Origin of the sequence: Leucobacter sp. USHLN153 (assembly GCF_037145615.1) — a bacterium.
Taxonomy (GTDB): Bacteria; Actinomycetota; Actinomycetes; order Actinomycetales; family Microbacteriaceae; genus Leucobacter.
The window spans coordinates 285,644-307,673 of sequence record NZ_JBBCXE010000003.1; the positions used below are offsets into that span (position 1 = coordinate 285,644).

Sequence of the window (22,030 nt, forward strand, 5' to 3'; positions counted from 1 at the left end):
CCCCGAAGATCGGCCCCGTAGCCGCAACCCAGGTGCTGCAGCGACGCTACCGCTGCAGTCGGCGCACAAGATACTCCCAGAGTGCGTCGATGTGCGAGGGCGGCCAGACCGTGCCGCGCTTCTCCAAGGATTCTTCCGCGCTCGGGAAGGAGGGGGTCACACCAGGCGAAGTGATCTTGAGTTGCTGGTCGCACGCCTTTTCGAGGAGCACCGCGCGAGCTACGGCTTCCTGCACGCTGCCCCCCGCGGCGACGATCCCGTGGTTCACCATGAAGGCGACGCGGGCCTCCCCGACCGTGGCGGCGAGCGCGCGCCCGAGCTCCGGCGTGAGAATCAGGTTGGCGGTGAGGTCGAAGCGCGGCACCGAAGGAGGCGTGAACAGCGTGCCGGCGTGGGAGACGGGGAGCAGTTCCTCACCTCGGGCTGCCAACGCGATCGCATGCGGCGGGTGCGTGTGCACGACGGAATTGATACTCGGGTCCTTGAGCATCAGCTCAGCGTGAATCGGCCACTCCGAGTGACGCTTGCGATCACCCTCGATGACGGTGCCGTCGAAGTCCACGAGGATGACGTCTTCGGGGCCCACCTCGTCGAAGCCGAATCCCGCGGGCTTCATCCAGAAGCCGCGATTCTCCTCGTCGCGAAGGCTGACGTGCCCCCAGACGTAGTCGGCGTGGCCGTTGGCCTCAAGTACGCGGCAGGCGGTTGCCACGAGTTCACGAGCTGCTTCGCTCACGAGTTCTCCTTATATATAGAGGTGTGGGGTCGGTGCCTTCAGCGCTGCGACCAGCGCTGCTCGTACGCGTCGATCGAAGCCTGGGCCGCGGTGTGACGCTCGGCGAGGAACCAGTCCGCGATCTCGTCGGAGTTCGCGTACCAGACGTCGTCGTGGCCGCTCACCGCCTCGAGCGCGGCGAGCAGGTGCTTGTGGCGGAACGCCTGGCCGACGAGGAAGGGATGCAGCGAGATCGCGAGCACCGCGCCGGGGCGACGCTGCGATTCCTCGTGCAGCACCTCGAATTGGTCGACGATCATGTCGGTGAAGTCCGCCGGCGTCAGAGACTGATCGACGAAGACGGGGATGTCGTTGATCTCGATCGAGTACGGCACGCTCGCGAACGGCGCGCCACCAGCGTCGATCGGGACCGGCTGATCGTCGGCGACCCAGCCGAGAGAATACGTGAAGCCGTGCTCGGCGAGCAGCGGGATCGTGTGCTCCGTCTCGGTGAGCGCCGGGCCGAGCCAACCCTTCGGGCGGGACCCCGTGGTCGCTTCGAGCACCTCCACGATGCGCTGCAGCCCAGCGCGCTCGGCTGCCTCATCGAAGCCGGTCCACATCTCGCTGTTGCTGCGGCCGTGGCCGAGAAATGCCCAGCCGCGGTCTCGGCCCTCTGCGACGATTTCGGGATAGGCGAGGGCGGCGTCCGAGTTGAGCAGCGTCGAAACCGGCAGCTGGAAACGGTCGATCGCCTCGAGCATGCGCCAGAACCCGACGCGGGCGCCATAGTCGCGCCAACCGTGATTCAGCGGGTCGACGGGGAGGTGCGCGGTGACCCCCGTGCGACTCGTCGAGCGTCGGCCGAGGTCGAAGTGCTCGATGTTTACGGCAAGATACACGGCCATCTTCTTGCCACCCGGGTATTCAAGCCGGGGGCGCCCCTCGAGCGGCCAGTGCCGGTAGGGTTCGCGTGCGAGCGGGGCTCCACTGCCGGTCGTGCTCATGCTGGCTCCTGTTCTTGGTAGGCGACTGAAGGGTTGAGTTGCTTCGGGGCTTCTGTTCGGGGGGCTTCGTTCGGCGGGGGTGCTGTTCGGGGGCTTCGTTCGGGCGGGGTGCTGTCGGCGCTCCATTCGGTGAGCAGGATCAGACGGCCTTGCGTGTGCCTCCGTCGATCACGAGCTCCGTCCCGGTCATCGGAGCTGACGCTGGGGAGGCGAGGAATGCAGCCGCGCGAGCTACCTCCTCGGGGAGCGCGAGGCGCTCGCTCGCCATACGGCGCTCTTCGCGCACGTAGCGATCCATCGCTTCTTCACCGCTGACTCCCCACGCCGGGCCGACGACCTCGGTGAAGTCCCGAACCAGGCCGGGGGTGCGCGTGGGGCCGGGAGCGCACACGTTCGAGCGAATCCTCGGTCCGAGCTCTTGCGACAAGCTCTTCGAAAGGCTGAGTAGCGCGGCCTTCATGGCGGCGTACTCGATGAACTTGGGGTCGGGCTGTCGACCGAGATCTGAACCGGTGTGCACGATGCTGGCGCACTCTGATCGCTCGAGAAACGGCAAGCACGAGCGGATCGTGCGGATCCCGCTCTGGAGGTTGAACTCGAAGGCGTGTTGCCAGCGGGCATCATCACGTTCGGCGAACGACTTATCGCTCGCGTCAGGGCCGCCGAGCACGGTGATGAGGGCGGCGATTCGGTCGGTGCGTTTCGCCACCTCTCGGGCGACAGCCTCGCCGGCGTCAGGATCGAGCAGATCAATAGCGACGGTGTCGAGTCGCCGAGCGGGCGGCGCCTGATGCGCGCTGATGGCGAGCACCTCCGCGCCCTCGGTCGCGAGGAACTCGGCGATTGCGCGGCCGATGCCGCTGCCTGCGGCCGTGACCACGACGTGTTCGCCTGCCAGTCCGAGATCCATCCATGCACCCCCTCCGGTCGGGCCACACCAGCGTGAACCTCGGCCGATTCCTTGACAGGAAATCACACTAGCACTATGTTCTGCGGATTAGAACACTTGTTCTGCAGAAAGGGACGCCCTGGTGAATGCAATCGAGTTAGATGTCATCCTCCCGGAGGACGAGCGCTACGAGACGTGTCGCCGCGCGGCGATCTGGAACGGGCGGGTGCCCGAGGCTCGGCCGGCCGCAATCGTATTCGCACACAATGACGACGAGATCGCCGCAGCACTCGAGCTCGCCAAGGAAAAAGGCCTGCGCGTCTCCGTGCGATCCGGCGGGCACAACTTCGTCGGCAACTCGATCCGCGACGGAGGGCTGCTGCTCGATCTCTCGCGCATGACGGCCGTACAGATCGACGCCGAAGCCCGCACCGCGATCGTCGAGCCGGCCGCGGATAACGAGGCCTTCATCGCCGAGCTCGAACCGCTCGGGCTCACCTTCAGCGTCGGCCACTGCCCGTCCGTCTGCCTCGGCGGCTTTCTGCTCGGCGGCGGCCTCGGCTTCAACACCGGCGCATGGGGCTATGCGAACGAGAGTGTCATCGGCATCGACGTGATCACGGCAGACGGCCGCCGAGTGCACGCGAGTGAAACAGAGAACTCCGATCTCTTCTGGGCGGCACGTGGGTCAGGGCCGGGCTTCTTCGGCGTCGTGACGCGATTCCATTTGCGCCTCGGCACTCATCCACGTGGGCTCTGGAGCGACTCGCTCGTGCTCCCGCTGTCGATGCTCGACGAGGTCGCCACCTGGCTCGATGAGACGACCCCGCTACTGGATCCGCGCATCGAACCCATGGGATGGATCGGCTTTCTCGACGGCCACGAAGTCGGTGCCGAGGCGGGCGGAACACACTCCGCCGAACGCGTCGTGCTGCTCAACTCACTCATCTACGCGGACTCGGACGAGGAAGCGCAGGAGCTGTTGAAGCCGCTGCTCGAGGCGCCGTTCGCCGACCGCATGATCTCGCGTACCACCGTGAAGACCAGCTTCACCGAACTCTTCGACTTCCAGCGAGTGCTCTACCACCACGGGCGTCGCTACGCGGTCGATTGCCACTGGACCGACACCCCTCCTGCAGAGCAGCCGCTCGCCGAACTCGTCGCCGCGATGGAGAGCGCGCCCAGCACCCGGACGCACGTGCTATGGCAGCTGCCCTTCGGTAACTACCGCAAGGAACAGCCCGACATGGCCGCCTCGATTCTCGGGCGCTACTTCGTGTCGATCTATGCGGTGTGGGAAGATCCCGAAGCTGATGAGGCGAATATCGGTTGGCTTCGCGAGACGCTCGCGCCGTTCGAGGAAATCAGCACCGGGCACTACGCGGGAGACGTCGACCTGACCGCGCGACCGACGCGGCCGGCTCGCACGCTCTCAGACGAGCGTTGGCAGCGTTACCTTGCGCTCAAGTCCGAGTGGGACCCGGAGAACCTGTTCCAACGCCACCTCAACGCGCCCGAGGCCTGAGGCGGGGCGGTCGCGTGCGTCGGGTCGGTCAGCTTGTGGAATCGGCCGGCCCGCGGTCACTGAGCGCTCAGCGCGATCCGCTCGGAGATCTGGTTCGCCACGTCGCGCACCCGCTCAGCGAGCGCGTCGACGCCCTCAGCCCCGTTCTCGAGTCGACGCGCGAACGACACCACGCTCGCGCCCGCGACGACGCGGCCGGCATCATCGCGGATCGGCGCGGCAATGCCGACGACATGCGGATCGAGCTCACCCTGAGAGACGGCGTACCCTGCCTCGCGAATTTCGCTCAAGCGCTCGCGGATGCGCGCCGGGTCGGTGAGGGAGTTCGGGGTCGGCGACGCGAACGTCGAGCGCGCGAGCAGCTCGTCGACGACGGCCGGATCCTCCCACGCGAGCAGCACCCAGGCGGAGGCGCCCGAGTTCAACGGGAGCACGCTGCCGCGCTCGTAGCTCAGCCGCACGTGGTGCGCCTCGTCGTCGATCTTCTCAAGGCAGACGATGCGGTCGTCGAAGCGCCGCGTGAGCAGGGCGGTTTCCCCCGTCTCGACAGCGACCTCCCGCAGCAGCGGAATCGCGACCTCGGAGAGCCCGTAGGCGCGTCGGGCGATGCGGGCGAGCTCGAAGACGCGCAGCCCGAGCCGGAAGCCGCCGCTCGGATCCTCCTCGAGGTAGCCCGAGGCCGTCAGCGTCTGAATGTAGCGGTACGCCGTCGAACGCGCGACGCCCAGTTCGCTGGCGAGATCCGCCCCCGTAATGCGCATTCGCTGCTCGGTGAACAAACCCAGGATGTCGAGGGCTCGGTCGGCCGTCGAGTTGCGCTCTCGGTAGGCGCTCTTCTTGCCCTCTGTTGGCATGGGGCCATCTTATGCGACTTCTCGGACCCTGTTGCTTGCGAGTTCTAAAAAACAGACCTAGTATCCTTAAATACAGGACAGAAGGGATGTCGATGACGAGGTCAATGACGACGCACACCGACGCCATCGTTGTCGGCGCTGGGCCAGTCGGGATGACCGCGGCGCTCGCGCTCGCAGCTCGCGGCCTGCGGGTCACCATCGTCGAGCGCGAGCACGCGACGAGCAACGCGCCGAAGGCGATCAGCCTCGACGACGAGTCGCTGCGGCTCTTCCAGGCCATCGGGATCGCCGACGAGGTGCTGCACATCATCGTGCCCGGCACCGGCACGGCCTACTACGGGGCCGACGACGAGTGGCTCTTCGCCGCGCGCGCCGCGACCCCCTACCGCCTCGGGTTCCCCTTCAAGAACCCCTTCGCTCAACCCGACCTCGAGCGCGTGCTGCTCGAGGCGATGCAGCGCTCGCCCCAGATCGACGTGCGCTTCGGCGCCGAGGTGACCGGCATTGCGCAGGATCCCGAATCGATCACCGCGACCGTCAGCGACGCGAGCGGGCGAACGCTCCTCACCGGGAAGTACCTCATCGGTGCCGACGGCGGCCGCTCGACCGTGCGCCGCGAGCTCGGCGTCCGCATGATCGGCGAGAGCTTCGACGACGTGTGGCTGGTCGCGGACACGACCGGCGATCGGCGGCGCGAGCGCTACGGCATGCATCACGGGAATCCGGATCGGCCGCACGTGATCGTGCCCGGCCTCGAGGGGCGCTGCCGCTACGAATTCCGCATCTCGGCAGAGGAGGCCGCGAGCTTCACGGGCGAGCCGCCGTTCGAACTCATCCGCGAGCTGGTTGCGCCCTACCGGGACATCGAACCCTCCGAGGTTGAGCGCGCGGTCGCGTACACGTTCCACGCTCTGAGCGCGGAACGCTGGCGGGTTGGGCGCGCGTTCCTCGCCGGCGACGCGGCGCACATGATGCCGCCGTTCGCGGGGCAGGGTCTCAACTCGGGCATGCGCGACGTCGCGAACCTCGCCTGGAAGATCGCGCGGGCGTGCGGCGCGGGGGCTGGTGCGGAGGCTGGTCGCATCGGGGCTGGTCGTGCCGGCTTTGGCGGCGGATCCGGGGAGCACGACACCCTGCTCGACTCTTACGAGATTGAGCGCCGACCCCACGCTGAAGCGGTGATCCGCAGCTCCGTCAAGCTGGGTCGCGTCGTCATGACGACGAACCGTCGCCTCGCCGAATTCCGCGATCGGGTCGTGCGCGAGGCGCTCGAGACGCCCGACGGCTGCGCGTTCTTCGAGGAGATGCGGTACCGGCCGCAGAATCGCCTCGACGCGGGGCTCGTTGAGCCACGGGTTGCGGGCGCGGCTGGCCTGGGTCGAAGCGGCGCTGAGGGCGGTGCTGATCCTGCCCCCGCCGGTGCGGCCGCGGTTTCTCAGGACTCAGACGCCGTCGCTGCGGCCGTCGGCGCCCAGATTGCGCAACCGCAGGCGTTCGACTTCGACCGCCACGAGGTCGTGCCGCTCGACGAGCTGCTCGGGAACGGCTGGGCCGCGATCGCGGTCGGAGTGCGCCCGGCCGATGTGGCAGCTGCCGCCCGAGCGCTGACAGGGTTCGTCGACACCTTCGTCGCCGTGCCGCTCGACGACCTCATCGACGACTATTCGGGATCCGCGCGCACCGCCATCGACGTCGACGGAAAGCTCTACGACGAGTTCTCGCCGCATCGAGGCCGCTTCCTCCTCGTGCGCCCCGATCGCTTCGCCGCGATCAGCTGGGCGCCTGGCGAAGAACCGCGCGTCGCAACTCTGCTGAGCGACTGGCTCAGTTCGCCCTCGATCGACACCGAAGCCAGCGGCGCCGGGGCCGAAGAGAACACCCCCTCACGAAAGGAATCGCTATGGACCGCCCCAATCGCATAACCATCGAGGAGGGGCCGCAGGCCGGCACGCTCCGCCACACCGCCGTCTCGCACATCGGCTTCTCCGTGCCCGACGTCGCCGCCGCCGAGGACTTCTACGGACGCGTACTCGGGCTCGTGCGCCAGGGAGAGCTCGCCGACGGTGGCGTGCGCCTCGGCTGGGGCACCGGCCACCACGTCATCGACCTGATCCCGGGAGAACAGGGTCTCGCGCACTACGGTTTCGAGGTGCGCGACGCCGACGGCATCGCCGGCATTCGTGCGCGGCTGGTCGCGGCAGGCTACGAGGTGGCCGACCTCGATCCCTCATATATTGATGCCCCTCGCGGCGAAGCGACCGGCATCGTGGTGATCGACCCCGACGGCACCCCCGCGCACTTCCACAGCGCCGTGCAGCGACAGGGTGAGAACGCCACCGACACCGGGCGTCGGCCCATCAAGTTCCAGCACACGACGCTCGGCACCTCCGATGTGCAGCCGATGATCGAGTTCTTCGTGAACACGATCGGGTTCCGCATCTCGGACCAGCTCGCCGACGGCCGCTTCTGCTGGCTGCGCAGCGACAAGGATCACCACACCGTCGCCATCGTCAACGTCGGCAAGGGCGGCGACATCGACCACTACTCGTACGACCTCGCCGAGTGGGCCGACTTCAAGGCGTGGTGCGACCGCCTCACCGAGCTCGACGTCGACGTGCAGTGGGGGCCGGGCCGCCACGGTCCGGGGAACAACCTGTTCGTGTTCTTCGATGATCCGGCGGGCAACCACATCGAGCTCTCTGCGGAGATGGAGAAGTTCTACGACGAGGCCGTTACCTATGTGCCGAGGCGCTGGGAGCCGGTGCCGCAGAGCGTGAACCTGTGGGGCGGGCAGACGCCCGTGTGGCGTAAGACGAGCGAGCAGCGATCGGTAGGAGCAACCGCATGAAGTACGTCAGCTACCAGCAGGGCGGCGCCGAGCGCGTGGGCGTGCTCGAGGGCGAGGGCGTGGTGCCGCTCACCGGCGTCTCGTCGGTCTCGGAGGGCGCTAAGGCTCTCGCGGCAGCGGCTCGCGATGAGGCCGGTGCGTTCGCCTATGCTGATGCGCAGCTCCTGCCCGCGAGCCCGCACCCGCACCGCGTCTTCTGCGTCGGACTGAACTACCACGCCCACATCGCAGAGACGAAGCGTGACCTCCCCACGTACCCCGTGCTCTTCCCCAAGTTCGAGACGAGCCTCATCGGCGCGCACGACGACATCCTCGCCCCGCCCGAGTCGGAGCAGGTCGACTACGAAGCGGAGCTCGCGGTCATCATCGGTCGCGGGGGGCGGCGGATCGCCGAAGCCGATGCGCTGTCGCACGTGCTGGGCTACACCGTTGCCAACGACATCACGATGCGCGACTACCAGTACAAGACGCACCAGTGGATGCAGGGCAAGGCGTGGGACGACTCCACCCCGCTCGGGCCCGTGATCGTCACTCCCGACGAGGTCGACCTCGCGGCGGCCGGCATCCGCACGATCGTCAACGGAGAGACGGTGCAGGATTCAACGCTCGATCGCCTGATCTTCAGCATCGAAAATCTGATCGCGACGGTGTCTGAGTTCACGACGCTGTCGCCCGGCGACGTGATTCTGACGGGCACGCCGGGCGGTGTCGGGTTCCGGCGCGATCCGCAGCTGTTCTTGCACGACGGCGATACCGTGACGGTCGAGGTCGACGGCGTCGGTCGCATCGACAGCAGGGTCGTCGCGGAGGCGCCCCGCGCGTAGGGCCGCGCGCGCGTTCCTTTGCTGGGCCGCGCCGCCCGCGAACCGCGCCGCTCCTTTCCTGGGCCGGTCAGTAGTTGTGGTTATTCGGCGACCTACCCACAACTACTGACCAGGCCAGATTGGTTCTCCGCGCCAGACGCGCTCGAAGAGGGCCTCGCTGACCCTGGTCACGAGTCGCTCGGGCTCGCGCAGCAGCGCTGACGTCACCTGGATCACCCACCAGCCGTGCGCGCGGAGACGTTCGATGCGCTCGACATCCTTCGCGTATTGACGCGCATGAAGTGCGCTCTGGTACTCGATCGCAATCTTGAAGTCGAGGTACGCGAGATCCACGCACGCGAGGAACTCGCCGTTCGCGGCGGTCAGGTCGACGTTCAGCTCGGGTTCGGGGAGCCCGCCCCGAACGATGACGACCCGCGTGTGCGACTCGGCGGGCGACCAGGAATCCTCGCGGATGAGTTGCAGCGCTTCGGCGAGGCGCGATCCGCCCCGCCAACGACGCAGCTCGAGGCGCGCGCGATGTGTATGGGCCTCTGCGCGGGTGCGGTCTGCCGTAGCCAGCGCGATGCACGCGGACCAGGTAGTCGCCCGCCGCGACGAGTTCCGCAACCGAGAGAGTTCCAAGTGAAGCCCAGGTCGACGCTGCCGTAGTGCACGGAATCCCGCGCCGATGCGAGACGTGGAAGCGTCGCGGGCTCAGCGTGTGCCCGGTGACACCGTCGACGCGCGGTGCGCGTTGCGGGCGGGGCGCGTTGCGGGCGGGGCGCTCGAGCTAGGCGACGTCCGTTTCCTCGATGAGGACGTGGAGCGCCGCGACGCCCCCGGCTCGCACCGCGGCGATCGCGCCGTCGACGGCGCCGTCCGCATCGCCCGAGCGCTCGACTCGAAAGCCTGTGCCGCCGAAGGAGGTCACCATCGCTGCGAAATCGGGGTTCTGCAGGTCGACGGCGAAACGCGCCCCGGGGAACATGCGCTGCTGATGATCGCGGATCGTCCCGTAGCAAGAGTCGTCGATCACGAGCAGCAGCATTCGCGCCCCGTGCTGGATCGCGGTCGCGAGCTCCTGCCCGTTCATGAGCAGCTCCCCGTCGCCCGCGACGCACACCACGATGCGCTCCGGCTGGCGCAGCGACGCGGCGATCGCGGCCGGCACGCTGAAGCCCATCGAACCGTTCTGCAGCCCGAGCTCGGAGGGGTACTCGGCCTTGCGGAGATAGCGCTGCGGCCAGGCGCAGTGACGCCCAGCACCGTACGCGAGCGTCACGGAGTCACCAGAGAGACGCTCGTTGAGCCGCGCAACCACCTCGGCAGCGCGCACGCGATCGCGCGCACCACGTTCGGTGAGCCCAGGCCCAGACCCAGACCCGGGCACCGGCACCGGCACCGGCACCTCGATCGACCGGAGATAGGCCGCGTGCGCTTCACCAGCGCGCGCCTCCCAGCCCGCCCCAACCGCAATGGAGAGCTCGGCCAGCGCGGCAACCGCCGCCTCGACCTCCGCGACGACGTGCACGAGCGGCGGAGAGATATGACCGCGCAGCTCGGGATCGGGGTTGATGACGGCGGTGCGCTCGGGCGCCGGCTGCGTCCACCCGCGCGTGATCACATCACCGAGCGTGGTGCCGATGACGAGCAGCGCATCAGCCGCGGCAAGCAGCGCCCACGCCTCGGGGTGAGCGCCGTAGCCGACCCATCCGGCGTTGACCGCGCTGTCGACCGCGAGCCTGTCGCCGACGTGCCAACCGCCCAGCACGGGGATCGAGTGCCGCTCAGCAAAGCTCGCAAGCTGCGAGCTGGCGGCGCCCGACCAGGGGTGGCCGCCGACGAGAATCACCGGCCGCTCCGCCCCCTCGAGCACAGCGGCAGCGGCTGCCACGTCGTCGGGGTGCGCCCGGTTCACGAGCGCGGGCGCAGCCATGGCGGGCCGGCTCGGCACCTCATGGCTGAGCACGTCTTCGGGCAGTCCAATCACGACAGGCCCGGGGCGCCCGGTCGTCGCGATGCGGATCGCCTCCTCCACGACCGTGTGCGCGCGATCGGCACTATCGAGCACGAACACCCGCTTCGCCGTCGTGCCGTACCAAGCTCGTAGATCGAACTCCTGAAATGAATCCCGGTCGCGCTCGTCGAGCGTCACGAGACCGACGAACAGGATCAGCGGTGCGCCCTCCTGGTAAGCCGCACTGACGCCGACCATCGCGTTCGAAGCGCCCGGCGCGCGCGTCACCATCACCACACCGGGCCGGCCGGTGACCATGGCGTCGCCGAGCGCCATGTAGGCCGCGCCGCCCTCGTTGCGGCACACGACCGGCTCGATCGCGTGCTCCCGCATGCCCTCGAGAAGCGGCAGGTAGCTCTCCCCCGGCACGATGAACGCGCGGTTCAGTCCGGCGTGTGCAAGCGCTGCGGCGAGCGCACCACCTGCAGATGTCGTAGCAGTCGAGGTGGTCTTAGCGGCTTCGATCGACGCGCTCATGCGCCCTCCTTGTTCCAGGCGGATCCGTACTGCCCGACGCTCGCTGCGCCGTCGATGCGCAGCGATGCCCCCGTGATGTGCGCCGCACGCTCCGAGCACAAGAACTCGATCGCGTCGACGATGTCGTCGGCGGATCCGCGGTGGTCGAGCGGGGTCAGCCGCGCGGCGCGATCCACGTAGTCAGCGGGCGCAAAGTCGCCGAGCCCCTCGCGGTAGCCGTGGTCGATGAACCCCGGCGCCACGGAGTTGACACGGATGCCGTGCGGGCCGGCCTCGACCGCGAGCACATTCGCCATCATCAACGCCCCCGCCTTGGAAGCGCTGTAGGGTCCGCCGCCTACGCGCCCCTGGAACGCCGCCCCCGATGAGGTGACGCAGAGCGCACCGCGCACACCCGCATCGATCATTGCGCGAATCACGGCCTGCATGAAGACGAACGAGCCCGTCATGTTGATGTCGATGACGCGCTGCCACTCCGCGACATCGCAGCCGATCAGTTCGACGTACGGCGCGACGCCGGCGTTGCTGACGCCGATCACCGGGGCGCCGAACGCCGCGATCGCGCGCTCGACGGCGGCCTGCACGGCGATCGGATCCGCCAGGTCAGCGACCTCACCGCGCACCGTGCACCCCTCGGCCGTGAGCGCGTCGACACGAGCAGACAGTCGGTCGGCGGCGATGTCGATGAGCGTGACGCGGTGCCCCGCCCGCGCGTACCGCGCCGCGGCCGCGTGACCGATGCCATCAGCGGCACCGGTCACGAGGACGTGATCGACGTGGTCGACGTTATCGCTCACTGGGCGCTGCTCCGCGCGAGGAAGCCGAGCAGCAGGCGCTCGAACTCGTCGGCCCGTTCCCGGTGCACGAAGTGCCCGGCGCAATCAACGAGATTGAGTTCGAGGTGGGCCGTGGTCGAGGCCAGCACCTTCATGAACTCGACCGCGCGCGGCGTCTCGCTCAGCGGATCCTCCATGCCCCACGTGAGCGAGATCGGCACATCGTAGCCGCGGTCCCGCGCCCACGCGAAGATGCTGCTCTTCGCGCGGAGCAGGAAGCCCGCGACTCGAGCTGAGTTTCCTCGCTCCTCGAGCAGTGCGGCGGCGGCGCGCGAGCTCTCACCCGCACGCGCGTCGTCGTAGCGTTCGCCCGCGGTGTCTCCGGCGTGGGTGAGACGGCGCACGGCCCAGCGCTGCGACGCCGCCGACCATGCTTCGACGGGCGGATCGCTGAGGATCACGCGCTCCGGACCATCGGCGGTCGGCTCTGCGCCGTACCCGCCGACGACAGTGGCCGAGAGCACCTCGATGCCGAGCTTCTTCTGACGGTCGCGCTGCGCGAGCAGCAGCGCCGTGATCCCAGCCTCGGCGTGTCCGACGACGTGCGCACGCCCACCCGCCGCCGCGATCGCTTCGGCGACTACTGAGCACTCGTGCTCGAAGCTGAGGTCGTCGATCGCGGTCGCTGGCGAAGCGCCATGCCCCGGTCGATCAGGCGCGACCACCGTGTATCCCGCGCCTTCAAGGCGCGCGGCCGTGTCGGCCCACGTGTTGCCGGTATCCGACCACGGGCTCTGCCCGGCGCTGCCTCCGTGCAACAGGACGACGACCTCGCCGCCGCCGGTCGTTGCGCTCAGATCACGCCCACTCATGATCAACCTCCTGGATGAATCGTCCGACGGTTTCGATGAACCACTCCGCGTGCTCGAGGTACGGGAAGTGCCCGCACTTGTCGACCACTGAAAAGCGCGTCTCCGGATTGGTGCTGCGCAGGAGGTCGAATAGCTCAAGACCCCGGTAGAGGAGCGCCGTGCGGTCGTCGCGTCCCCACACGATCTGCGTCGGACGCTGCAGTCGTCCGTCAGCGAGCCACTGCAGCGTCTCGCGCTTGTCGCGTGCAAGCTGCGGCAGGAATTGCCCCGCCATCAGGCCGTGTTCGCGAATTTCGGCAAGCGCCGCCTGGTAGTTCTCGCTCTGCAGCACCGCCCAGCTCTCAGCGATGAACTCCTCGCTCACACCGTCGAAGTCGTGGAAGTAGTTGCCGTAGTTCCAGTGGATGCTCTTCGGCGACGCCGGGAACGGGCAGTTCGCCAGCACGACTTCGTTCGTACCGATTCCGGGGCTCAGGGTGCCGCTGTTGACGAGCGTCACCGAGCGCACCAGGTCCGGGCGCAGCAGCGTCGTGCGGCAGGCGATGTACCCGCCGCGCGAGTGACCGACGAGGTGCACGGGCTCACCGAGATCCAGCGCCTCGATGAGACCGATGACGTGGTTCACGACGAACTCCATCGTGTAATCCTCGGGTCGCGGCGGCTTCGACGACCATCCCTGGCCGGGCTTGTCGAAGGCGATAACCCGGTGATCCTCACCGAACGCCTCGAAGGGCGGGACCCAGGCGAAGGCCCCGCTCGCGGCCTCCCCGCCGCCGAAGCTGCCTCCGTAGATGAAGAGCACGGGGGTGCCAGCGCCCTTCTCGGTCACCCAGGTCTGCACTCCGTTGACGTCGATGAAGCGACCGTCCGGGAGGGTCTGATACTGCGGCGTGGTCACTGTGTCACTCCTTGCTCTCGAACCCACTGCGCGAGGTCGGTCTTCGTCGTGTGCCAGACGTTCTCCTGTTCCGAGAGGAACTTGAAGATGCGCTCCATGGTCGGAATGAAGACGGGCCGACCGGCCATGTGGCAGTGCAGCACGATGTCGCTCCACTGCGGGCGCCCGTGTCGTCCCTCGCGGTAGATCGTGTCGAACGTGTCCATGAAGCCCTCTTCGAACACCTTCGTGCTGTTCGTCGGCAGGATCCAGTGGATGAGGTCGTTCGCCGCGAGGTTCACCTTGGGCAGGATCACGATCTCTTCGGAAGTGCCCGCGTTCTCGACGTACGGCAGGTCGTCGCTCGCGTCATCACCCGTCCACCACACGCCCTCCTCGAGGAGGATCGAGTTGGTGCGCGCGTTACTCGAGTTGGCCGGGCTCGCCCAGCCGGCGGGGCGCACCCCCGACGCGCGTTCGATCGCGTCGAGGGTGTCCCTGATCATCTTGCGCTCGTCCTCTTCAGTCGCGCCGAGGAGGAAGAGATCGTTGGCCCACCCGTGGCCCACCACGTCGTGGCCGGCGCGCACGATCGCGTCGACGACATCGGGGTGCTGCTCCGCCAAGAGGCCGGAGATGGAGAAGTTCCCGGGCAGACCGTATGCGTCGAGCAGCTCCAGGATGCGCCACACACCGACCTTCACGCCGTACTCGCCGTACGACAAGGAGAACTCGTTGCGCTCTCCCGGTTTGCCCGACAGACGGTACTGCGATTGATTGATGAATGATTCCAGGGCGATGCCGATCGTTGAGGCGACTACCGCGCCGTTCGGCCACTCGACCTGGCGACGCGACTCCGCCATGATGTCGCGCCAGGTGCGTTCCGTTTGCTGCTTCTCGTTCACTTGTCCGTCTTCTCCAATACGCCGTTCAGATCCACGAGCGAGTTCTCGTCATCGTTGAACGACCAGCTCATGCTGTCGCTGTCGAACGTGGTCATCTGCACCGTCTCCATGGCCGTGGTGTCGTCCGCGGAGGTGTTGAGCAGCACGCCGTCGGCGGCCATCGGGATCTCCACGTCCTTCAGGTTCAGGGCGGAGTTGATGACGTCGAGGCGGGTGAGTGCCGGAGCCTGCTTGAGGATCTCGGCGATGACCTCGCCCTGCGCCCAACCGGTCGCGACGTTCTCGCTGCCCGCGTTCAGATTCGGGTCGAACTTCTTCACGGCCGCGAAGTAGGCGTCGGACTCGGCATCGCCCTCCTCGCGAAGCTGCAGCCAGGTGTCGCTGACGACGCCGTCGACGGCGCTCGGCGAGGCGAGGCCCATCAGTGTCGTGTTGCTGCAGGTGAAGGTGGTGGCGATGTGCGGATCCCACCCCGCGGCCTCCACCGCGTCGAAGATCTGCGGGCACTTCGTACCGGCTGCGACGACGATCAGGGTGTCGGCGTCCGATGCCTTGAGGTTCGTGACCTGCGCGGTGACCGTCGGGTCGGTGACCTGGTAGGTCTCCGAGGCCACGATGTCCATGCCCTTCTCCTCGGCGATCGTGTCGATGCCGCGGAGGAAGCTCTCGCCGAAGATGCCGCTCTGCGCGATCACGGCGACCTTCTTCGACTTCCACTCGTCGGCCGCGTACTGCCCGAGCGCGTAAGCCTCGGCGGCGTAGGGAATCAGGCCGTCGATCGTGTTCGGGTGAGCCAGCCGCTCATCGAGCGGCGATCCCGAAACCGTGGACATGAGCAGCGGGATGCACTGATCGAGCAGGTCGTCCCAGACGCTCGTCGCGCCCACCGAGCTCTGCACGCCGGCGATTGCGAAGACGCCCTCCTTCTGCAGCAGCTCGTCGACGTTCGCGACGGCCTTCGTCGCGTCGTACTGATCGTCGCGCGGCACGAGGGTGACCTTGCGCCCGTCGATGCCGCCTTCGGTCTCGTTGAGGTAGTCGAAGTACGCCATCATGCCCGAGTTCGCCTCGCCGATCGACGCGAGGGGGCCGCTGCCCGGGAACGTCGAGCCGAGCTTGATCTCGTCGTCGGTGATGCCGGGCGACGCCTGGTAGTCCATGCAATCGTCCTCGGTGAGCACCTGCTCCACGTCCGACGCAGCATCGTTCGTGACGTTGCCCGCGTCGGATCCGCCGCCGCGCCCCGAACAGGCGGAGAGCGTGAGTGCGGCGATCGCGGCGATCGCGCCCGCCTGGGTCAGGCGCTTGAGCGCGGTGTTCTTGAGTGTCATGTGAATGCTCCTTCGCATTACTGGGGGGTGTTCATGGGGAGGATCGGAGATCCGGGGGTGATATCGGGTTCAGGGTTCTGGGGGCTCGCCGCGTCCGAGGGGGCGACTGGGCCGGCCTGCGGCGAGGGGGTGGCGGTTCGCGCCTCGGGCGGCAGGGCCCCCGCCTTCTTGGCGTCCCGCTGCTTCAGCAGCCGCAGCATGAGGCGGCCGCATGCTCCGGCGATCCCGTCCTTGAAGGCGAGGATCACCACGATCAGCAGCACGCCGTAGAGCACGTGCGCGAGTACGGGATCGATGCCCGAAAGGAGCGGAGGCAGGCGCTCGGCGAGGACCGTGCCGATGAGCGGCCCCAGCACGCTGCTCGCGCCGCCGATGAGCATCGCCGCCAGGAACTGGATCGAGCCGGTGAGCGTGACGTAGAGGTTCTCGGAGGAGATGATGCCCTGCGTGAGCACGAAGAGCGAGCCGCCGAGACCGGCGAACACCGCGCTCACGCCGAACGCGAGCACCTTGGTGCGCGCCACGCGCACGCCCATCGCGACCGCCGCGGTTTCCTGATCTCGGATCGACATCAGCGCGCGCCCGAACCGCCCGTGGGTCAGGTTGTAGAGGGCGAGCATGCACGCGAGCAGCACGACCAGGCAGACGAGGTACGACCATTGGTCGCTCATCATCCCGCTCCACTCCGGGGCGCGGAGCCGGTCGATCTTCTTCCCCATGTTGCCGCCGGTGATGAACTCGAGGCGATGGATGATCGCGGGGAACATCGCCCCGAGCGCCATCGTCACGATCGCGAGGAAGAGCCCCTTGATGCGGGACGAGGGGGTGCCGACGACCACGCCGGTGAGGAACACCGTCAGGATGCTGAACGGCATCGTCAGCCACCACGGCCAGCCGGCATCGGAGGCGAGGATCGCCGTCGTGTACGCGCCCACACCGAACAGGGCGTTGTGACCGATCGAGGTCAGCCCGCCGAAGCCGGTGAGGAGACTCATGCCGAGCACCGGGAGCGTCGCGATGAAGATGCGGGTCACGTTGCCGACGAAGTACGGAGGATTCGTGAACGGAATGATGATCGCGATGACCAGCAGCACCGCGAACAGGATGCGGAAGGCGAGCACGTACCTGGGGTCGCGGGCGCCGGTGCGGCGGCGCGCGTTCTGTGCACTCATACTCGAACCACCTTCTTCGAACCGAACAGTCCATTGGGCTTGACCAGCATCACGACCACCATGACGACGAAGGGCACGAGCAGCGCGAGCTCGGAACCGATGAATGAGATGTAGCCGATAGCGAGGCTTTCGACCACGCCGAGGGCGAGACCCGCGACGACGGCGCCGACCGGGGAGTCCATGCCGCCGAGGATGGCGGCCGACATCGCGTAGACGAGCACCGGCAGCATCATCGTCGGCTCGAGGAAGAGGCCCAGGCTGATCATCAGCGAGCCCGCGATCGCGCCCATGCAGGCGGCGAGGCCCCAGCCGATCGAGAGCAGGCGCCCGGTGCGGAGGCCGGCGAGCGCCGCCGACTCCTCGTTCTGAGCGACGGCCCGCAGCGCGAGCCCGGTGCGGGTGAAGCGGAACACTGCCCACAGAAGGCCGCTCGAGACCAGCAGCACGAGGATCGAACCGAGTGTGGTGAAGGGGATCACCACGCCGCCGAGCGTGATGCCGCCTGCCGGGAACAGGGAGTCGACGGGCTTCCCCTCCGTTCCGAAGATGAACAGGGCGAGGGCGCCGAACAGCGTGTACAGGCCGATCATCACGAGGATCATCACTTGGTGATCGTCCTTCGGGATGATTCTGATCAGCGTCCGCTCGAGCACGGCGCCGAACACGAATGATGCGGCGATCGCAATGACGAGCGCGATCCACACATTCAGTCCGAGCAGCGTGAGCAACCACACGAGGTAGGTCGAGAGCATCGCCATCTCGCCCTGGGCGAAGTTGACGACTCCCGTGCTGCGGAAGACCAGCACGAGCGCGAGCGCGAGAGCCGCGTAGATCGCACCATTGCCGAGTCCGTCAATAATGCGTTGCAAGAACAATTCCATGAGTCCGTCTTTTCCGTCGGTTCAGCTGCTCACGCGCCGAGATAGGCTTCGCGGAGCACTTCGGCGTCGTTCAGCTCTGAGGCTTGGCGAGCGGGGAGCAATTCTCCGGAGCGGAGGATGTGAGCGCGATCCGCAATCGCGAGGGCGAGCTCCGCCGTCTGCTCGACGATGACCATCGAGATCTCCTCGTCGCGCTTGAGCCGCCCGAGGTGCCCGAAGAGCTCCTCGGTGATCAGCGGGGACAGGCCGAGCGACGGCTCGTCGAGGAGCAGCAGCCGGGGTCGGCTCATCATCGCGCGTGCGATCGCGAGCATCTGCTGCTCGCCGCCGCTGAGCCCGCCGGCGACCTGGTTTCGACGCTCCGCGAGCCTCGGGTAGACCTCGAACCAGCGGTCGAGACCCTCCTGCACCGCCGTCTTCGACTTCAGCACCAACCCGCCGGCCCGGAGATTCTCCTCGACCGTGAGCTCGGTGAACGTGCCGCGCCCCTGGGGTACGTGGGCGATGCCGCGCTGCGTGAGCAGGTCCGTGCGGGTGCGGCGCGTCTCCACCCCGTCGAGCTCGACCGAGCCCGTCCACGGGATGAGATTGGTCAGCGCGCGCATCAGCGTCGTCTTGCCAGCGCCGTTCGCGCCGAGCAGCACGACGACCTCGTTCACGTCGATGTCGAAGTCGATGTCGCGGAGCACCTTCACCGCACCGTAGCCGGCGTGCAGCCCGCGGACTTTCAAGAGTTGGCTCATGCGGCAGCACTCCCCAGGTAGGCCTTGATCACTCGCGGGTCATTCGTAACCTCGTCGGCGGTGCCCTGCGCGAGCACTTCGCCGGCGTCGAGCACGACCACGTGGTCCGAGATCGCGCGCACCATGCCGATGTGGTGCTCGACGATCAGCACCGTGATGCTGCGGCGCGCAGCGAACTCGCGGATGAACTCGGCCAGCGACTCGACCTCCCCGTGCGCGAGCCCGTTCGCGGGCTCGTCGAGCAGCAGCAGCTTCGGATCGCTCATGAGGGCTCGCGCGAGCTCGACGCGCTTCTGGGTGCCGAACGGAAGGTCGGACACCTTGGCGTCCGCGAACTCGATGAGTTCGGTGTCTTCGAGCATGGCCCAGGCCCGCTCCTCGGTCTCGCGCTCTTCGCGTCGCTCTCCCGGCAACCTGAATAGCGAGGACCACGGCGACGCCTTCGTCACGGGGTAGGCGCCGACCATCACGTTCTCGAACACCGTCTGCGCGCCAAAGAGCGCGAGATTCTGGAAGGTGCGCGCGATCCCTCGCCGAGGGACGTCGTGCGCCGGGCCCTCCAAGAGGTTGTGCCCGGCCATCTCGATGCGGCCGCTGCTCGGCTGGTAGAAGCGGCTGACGCAGTTGAAGATCGACGTCTTGCCCGCGCCGTTCGGCCCGATCAGCGCGCAGATCTGGCCCTCCGCGACCTCGAACGACACGTCCTTGAGCACCTTCAGCCCGCCGAAGTTCAGCGAAACTCCGTCGACGCGCAGCATCGCCCCGTTCGTATTCACCAGCTCCACCCCCGCTCGGACGGATGCACCCAGTCGCCGCTGCCGCGGAGTGACTCGAAGACGTCGCCCATCGCGGTGAACTCATCGGCGCCCCAGCGGAACGGGACCATGAGGAACTGGCGAACGGCGGTCGCCCTGCGGATCTCCGCGAAGCGAGCGGCGACCTGCTCCGGCGTGCCGACCAGCACTGTGCTTCCGGCGCCCGCTCCGATGCGGCGCACGAGCTCGTCGTGCGGCACGTCCTTGAAGAGCTCCTGATACGTCGAACTCGACTGCAGGAAGAACTTCGCGAAACCCTCGGCTGCGTCAAGGTCGACCGAGTCGACGTACTCGCGATAGTTGCGCTGCGCCTCCTCCTCAGTGCTGCCGAGCACCACGCCGATCGAGCCGGCGATTTCCACCGACGCGGGGTCGCGGCCGGCCTCGACCGCGCGATCCGCTAGCCGCCGTGCGGTCGCCGCAACCTCGTCGAGATCATCGACGATCGCCGTGAATCCGTAGTCGGCCTCCGCAACGATGAGGTCGATCGCGGCGGGCGAGACACCCGGATTGAAAATCGGGGGGAAGGGCTGCTGCACCGGGCGGGGCCCTGCCATCGCGCCCTGCGAGCGGAAGAACTCGCCCTCGAAGTCGACGCGCTCGCCGATTCCGGCGGCCCAGTGCTCCTTGACGAGGCGGATCGCCTCCGCCGACATGCGGTAGCGGGCGTCGTAATCGGCGTACTCGGGGAGGCCGAAGAGGTCGCGCTCGCCCGCCTTCGCGCCGGGCACCGCGTTCCACGCCCAGCGTCCGCCACCGAGCGCGTCGAGGTTCGCACCCATGCGCGCAATGACGACCGGCGGGAGGTAGCCCATGTGCAGGGTCGAGACCACGCCGATGTGCTCGGTCGCTGCGAGCAGCGCCGCAGCCCAGATCGGCGCGTACAGGCGAGGTTCTCCGTGGCCCGACGCGATATTGGCCGGGGCGTTCGCCGTGTAGCTGTCGGCGAGGAAAAGGTAGTCGAAGCCCGCTGCTTCGGCTGCCCGCGCGGCGACCGTGTGCTCGCGAATATCGAGAACGTCGGGGTTGGCCTCGGCCACCGCGCGCGACATGATGTTCTGCGACTTCGTGTTCGGCCACATGATCCCGAATCGGAGGTAATCGTCCGATCCGCGTTGTCTACTCGTCAACTCTGCACCTTTCAACGTCTTCGTTGTGCACTCGCGCCATGACTCGGCGACTTCTCAGAGCGTAGAAAGCGTAGCGGGCTCGTGCGGAAACTATTCTGCATGACAGAACAAGTGTTTCGAATTGTAATAAACACGGGCGACACTGCTCAGAGAAGAGCAGCGTGGCTTCGTCTCCATGCCGCGCCGAGCACGTCGAGAAAGGCGAGGCAGACCCATGCCCGAACACGAAGAACTCGTGATCAACCCTGAAATGTACCGGGCCGTACTCGGTCAGTACCCCACCGGTGTGGCCGCAATCACCGGGATCGACCCCGACGGAGCACCGATCGCAATGATCGTCGGCTCATTCAGTTCGGTCTCGCTCGACCCCCCGCTCGTCAGCTTCATGCCGATGCAGACCTCCGGGTCGTACGCCCGTCTGCGCACGGCGAAGGTGCTCTGCGCCAACGTGTTATCGATGGCGCAGCAAGACGTGTGCCGAGCGCTCGCCAGTCGCGGCGAGGATAAGTTCCAGGGAGTCGCGTGGACGCTTTCGCCGGGTGGGGCTCCCATCATCGACGGTGCCTCCGCCTGGATCGAGTTCGCGGTCGAACAGACGGTCGAGGCGGGAGACCACGACATCGTCATCGGTCGCGTCTCCGAGCTCGGCGTCGGCGACGGGGGCCTCCCGCTGCTGTTTCTCGGCGGAGGCTACGGACGCTACTCGGCGAACTCGCGGATCATGCCCGCCACCGTCGACAGCGTCGACTTCATCCGGTGGGCGGAGGCCGTGAAGCCCGAACTCGAGCAGCTCAGCCGCGAACTCGGTCTCGAGGCCGTCTTCGTCTCCCTCATCGACGACGCCATCGTGCAGGTGGCGACCTACGGCGCGGCGGCAGCGGGAGCCCGCCCGCACCCGCTCGGGGTGAGACTGCCCTTCGGCGCCCCGATGGGAGCGCTGTTCGCCGCATCCGCGTCTGAACGCGCCCGCAGCGGCTGGTTGCAACGCTCGCTGCCGGGCATTGAGCAGGATGCGATCGACCGCCATGCGGCCGCGCTGGACCGCGTGCGCGACCGCGGTTGGAGCATCAGTTTGCGAACGGAGAGCCTGCAGGAGACCGATCGAACGCTGCGCGCGCGTGACGACGGCCAGCTCACCTGGGGGCAGGTGCCCCTCGCGCCAGAACTGGTCGAGCCCGATGCCTACGGCGCCGAGATTCCGGAGGACGCTGACGCGGCACTCGCGATCCGCAATCTCTCGAGCGCTGTGCACGGCCCGGACGGCCTGCCGCTCTTCTACGTGACCCTGTTCGGCTTCGGCGAGACGACGAGTGCCGCTGAGCTCGCGCGGATTCTCGAGCGGCTGCAGCGGGCCACCGGCGAGGCCGGGCGGATCGTCGCGGGGTCGTAG

At 67.7% G+C, this 22,030-nt stretch carries 21 protein-coding genes; 5 read left to right on the forward strand and 16 right to left on the reverse strand.

From position 1 onward, the window contains the following. Positions 1-46: 46 nt before the first annotated feature. The 3 genes from WFH00_RS07070 to WFH00_RS07080 form a co-directional block, all read right to left on the reverse strand. Positions 47-736 (reverse strand): class II aldolase/adducin family protein, encoded by a 690-nt coding sequence (locus WFH00_RS07070; RefSeq protein ID WP_336660013.1) that lies wholly within the window; start codon positions 734-736, stop codon positions 47-49. 38 nt (positions 737-774) lie between these two features. Further along, positions 775-1,722, reverse strand: a complete 948-nt coding sequence (locus WFH00_RS07075; protein ID WP_336660014.1) for a polysaccharide deacetylase family protein — start codon at positions 1,720-1,722, stop codon at positions 775-777. 139 nt (positions 1,723-1,861) lie between these two features. Continuing rightward, the gene (locus tag WFH00_RS07080; protein WP_336660015.1) at positions 1,862-2,632 is read right to left on the reverse strand and encodes an SDR family NAD(P)-dependent oxidoreductase; all 771 of its coding nucleotides are present in this window, start codon (positions 2,630-2,632) and stop codon (positions 1,862-1,864) included. A 121-nt stretch (positions 2,633-2,753) separates the two neighbouring features. On the opposite strand from WFH00_RS07080, the gene WFH00_RS07085 reads away from it, so the two are divergent. Beyond that, entirely contained in the window at positions 2,754-4,136 is a 1,383-nt protein-coding gene (locus WFH00_RS07085; RefSeq protein ID WP_336660016.1) for an FAD-binding oxidoreductase, read from the forward strand. 56 nt (positions 4,137-4,192) lie between these two features. Here WFH00_RS07085 and WFH00_RS07090 read toward each other — a convergent pair whose 3' ends face one another. Continuing rightward, entirely contained in the window at positions 4,193-4,990 is a 798-nt protein-coding gene (locus WFH00_RS07090) for an IclR family transcriptional regulator (protein ID WP_336660017.1), read from the reverse strand. 92 nt (positions 4,991-5,082) lie between these two features. Between WFH00_RS07090 and WFH00_RS07095 the strand changes: the two genes are divergently transcribed. Genes WFH00_RS07095 through WFH00_RS07105 form a run of 3 tightly spaced genes read left to right on the forward strand, consistent with a single transcriptional unit; the run spans position 5,083 to position 8,662 of the window. Then, the gene (locus WFH00_RS07095; RefSeq protein ID WP_336660018.1) at positions 5,083-6,912 is read left to right on the forward strand and encodes an FAD-dependent oxidoreductase; all 1,830 of its coding nucleotides are present in this window, start codon (positions 5,083-5,085) and stop codon (positions 6,910-6,912) included. Further along, positions 6,891-7,838, forward strand: a complete 948-nt coding sequence (locus WFH00_RS07100) for a VOC family protein (RefSeq protein ID WP_336660019.1) — start codon at positions 6,891-6,893, stop codon at positions 7,836-7,838. The genes WFH00_RS07095 and WFH00_RS07100 overlap by 22 nt, the downstream gene beginning before the upstream one ends. Further along, the gene (locus WFH00_RS07105) at positions 7,835-8,662 is read left to right on the forward strand and encodes a fumarylacetoacetate hydrolase family protein (protein WP_336660020.1); all 828 of its coding nucleotides are present in this window, start codon (positions 7,835-7,837) and stop codon (positions 8,660-8,662) included. The genes WFH00_RS07100 and WFH00_RS07105 overlap by 4 nt, the downstream gene beginning before the upstream one ends. A gap of 102 nt (positions 8,663-8,764) precedes the next feature. On the opposite strand, the gene WFH00_RS07110 is transcribed toward WFH00_RS07105, so the two are convergent. The 12 genes from WFH00_RS07110 to WFH00_RS07165 form a co-directional block, all read right to left on the reverse strand. Then, positions 8,765-9,286: a hypothetical protein gene (locus WFH00_RS07110; RefSeq protein WP_336660021.1), complete on the reverse strand. Its 522-nt coding sequence runs from the start codon at positions 9,284-9,286 to the stop codon at positions 8,765-8,767. A gap of 148 nt (positions 9,287-9,434) precedes the next feature. Further along, positions 9,435-11,138, reverse strand: a complete 1,704-nt coding sequence (locus WFH00_RS07115) for a thiamine pyrophosphate-dependent enzyme (protein ID WP_336660022.1) — start codon at positions 11,136-11,138, stop codon at positions 9,435-9,437. Next, a complete protein-coding gene (locus WFH00_RS07120) occupies positions 11,135-11,935 on the reverse strand; it encodes an SDR family NAD(P)-dependent oxidoreductase (protein ID WP_336660023.1) in 801 nt (266 codons plus the stop codon). Before WFH00_RS07120 ends, WFH00_RS07115 begins: the two co-directional genes overlap by 4 nt. Next, a complete protein-coding gene (locus WFH00_RS07125) occupies positions 11,932-12,786 on the reverse strand; it encodes an alpha/beta fold hydrolase (RefSeq protein WP_336660024.1) in 855 nt (284 codons plus the stop codon). The genes WFH00_RS07120 and WFH00_RS07125 overlap by 4 nt, the downstream gene beginning before the upstream one ends. Continuing rightward, positions 12,773-13,684, reverse strand: a complete 912-nt coding sequence (locus WFH00_RS07130) for an alpha/beta fold hydrolase (protein ID WP_336660025.1) — start codon at positions 13,682-13,684, stop codon at positions 12,773-12,775. Before WFH00_RS07130 ends, WFH00_RS07125 begins: the two co-directional genes overlap by 14 nt. Continuing rightward, positions 13,681-14,568 (reverse strand): polysaccharide deacetylase family protein, encoded by an 888-nt coding sequence (locus tag WFH00_RS07135; RefSeq protein WP_336660026.1) that lies wholly within the window; start codon positions 14,566-14,568, stop codon positions 13,681-13,683. The genes WFH00_RS07130 and WFH00_RS07135 overlap by 4 nt, the downstream gene beginning before the upstream one ends. Beyond that, entirely contained in the window at positions 14,565-15,899 is a 1,335-nt protein-coding gene (locus WFH00_RS07140) for an ABC transporter substrate-binding protein (RefSeq protein ID WP_336660028.1), read from the reverse strand. Before WFH00_RS07140 ends, WFH00_RS07135 begins: the two co-directional genes overlap by 4 nt. 17 nt (positions 15,900-15,916) lie before the next feature. Beyond that, positions 15,917-17,071 carry a branched-chain amino acid ABC transporter permease gene (locus tag WFH00_RS07145; RefSeq protein WP_336660030.1) on the reverse strand — a complete coding sequence of 385 codons (1,155 nt, stop codon included), beginning with the start codon at positions 17,069-17,071 and terminating at the stop codon, positions 15,917-15,919. Continuing rightward, positions 17,068-17,952, reverse strand: a complete 885-nt coding sequence (locus tag WFH00_RS07150) for a branched-chain amino acid ABC transporter permease (protein WP_336660031.1) — start codon at positions 17,950-17,952, stop codon at positions 17,068-17,070. Before WFH00_RS07150 ends, WFH00_RS07145 begins: the two co-directional genes overlap by 4 nt. Positions 17,953-17,981: 29 nt before the next feature. After that, on the reverse strand, positions 17,982-18,695 hold the full coding sequence (locus WFH00_RS07155; RefSeq protein WP_336660033.1) for an ABC transporter ATP-binding protein: 714 nt from the start codon (positions 18,693-18,695) through the stop codon (positions 17,982-17,984). Further along, the gene (locus tag WFH00_RS07160; RefSeq protein WP_336660034.1) at positions 18,692-19,471 is read right to left on the reverse strand and encodes an ABC transporter ATP-binding protein; all 780 of its coding nucleotides are present in this window, start codon (positions 19,469-19,471) and stop codon (positions 18,692-18,694) included. Before WFH00_RS07160 ends, WFH00_RS07155 begins: the two co-directional genes overlap by 4 nt. Continuing rightward, positions 19,468-20,640 (reverse strand): LLM class flavin-dependent oxidoreductase, encoded by a 1,173-nt coding sequence (locus tag WFH00_RS07165; protein WP_336660035.1) that lies wholly within the window; start codon positions 20,638-20,640, stop codon positions 19,468-19,470. Before WFH00_RS07165 ends, WFH00_RS07160 begins: the two co-directional genes overlap by 4 nt. 214 nt (positions 20,641-20,854) lie before the next feature. Here WFH00_RS07165 and WFH00_RS07170 point away from each other — a divergent pair, with 214 nt between their 5' ends. Further along, a complete protein-coding gene (locus WFH00_RS07170) occupies positions 20,855-22,030 on the forward strand; it encodes a flavin reductase (protein WP_336660036.1) in 1,176 nt (391 codons plus the stop codon).